This is a genomic window from Nocardia sp. NPDC055321, from assembly GCF_053645575.1.
On sequence record NZ_JBSHMS010000075.1, the window covers coordinates 1 to 1,118 of the forward strand.

The following is a 1,118-nucleotide window of genomic DNA, read 5'->3' on the forward strand; positions in this document are numbered from 1 at the left end:
GGCTAAATACTCCCTAGTGACCGATAGTGAACCAGTACCGTGAGGGAAAGGTGAAAAGCACCCCGGAAGGGGAGTGAAAGAGATCCTGAAACCGTGTGCCTACAAGTAGTCAGAGCCCGTTAACGGGTGATGGCGTGCCTTTTGTAGAATGAACCGGCGAGTTACGATCCCGTGCAAGGTTAAGCAGAAGATGCGGAGCCGCAGCGAAAGCGAGTCTGAATAGGGCGCATGAGTACGTGGTCGTAGACCCGAAACCAGGTGATCTACCCATGTCCAGGGTGAAGTTCAGGTAACACTGAATGGAGGCCCGAACCCACGCACGTTGAAAAGTGCGGGGATGAGGTGTGGGTAGGGGTGAAATGCCAATCGAACCTGGAGATAGCTGGTTCTCTCCGAAATAGCTTTAGGGCTAGCCTCAAGGTAAGAGTCTTGGAGGTAGAGCACTGATTGGACTAGGGGCCCCCAACGGGTTACCGAATTCAGTCAAACTCCGAATGCCGATGACTTATCCTTGGGAGTCAGACTGCGAGTGATAAGATCCGTAGTCGAAAGGGAAACAGCCCAGACCGCCAGCTAAGGTCCCAAAGTATACGTTAAGTGGAAAAGGATGTGGAGTTGCTTAGACAACCAGGATGTTGGCTTAGAAGCAGCCACCATTTAAAGAGTGCGTAATAGCTCACTGGTCGAGTGACTCTGCGCCGAAAATGTACCGGGGCTAAACGTATCACCGAAGCTGCGGACTGTTCTTCGAACAGTGGTAGGAGAGCGTTCTAAGGGCTGTGAAGCAAGACCGGAAGGACTTGTGGAGCGCTTAGAAGTGAGAATGCCGGTATGAGTAGCGAAAGATGGGTGAGAATCCCATCCACCGAATGCCTAAGGTTTCCTGAGGAAGGCTCGTCCGCTCAGGGTTAGTCGGGACCTAAGCCGAGGCCGAAAGGCGTAGGCGATGGATAACAGGTTGATATTCCTGTACCACCTCCTCACCATTTGAGCAATGGGGGGACGCAGGAGGATAGAAGAAGCGTGCGATTGGTTGTGCACGTCCAAGCAGTTAGGCTGATAAGTAGGCAAATCCGCTTATCGTGAAGGCTGAGCTGTGATGGGGAAGATCCTTATGG

The 1,118-nt window shown here is 52.5% G+C and carries 1 rRNA gene; it reads left to right on the plus strand.

Features of this window, described 5'->3' with window-relative positions:
- Positions 1-1,118: ribosomal RNA gene (locus ACWIGI_RS41650) — 23S ribosomal RNA — on the plus strand; the annotation flags it as partial.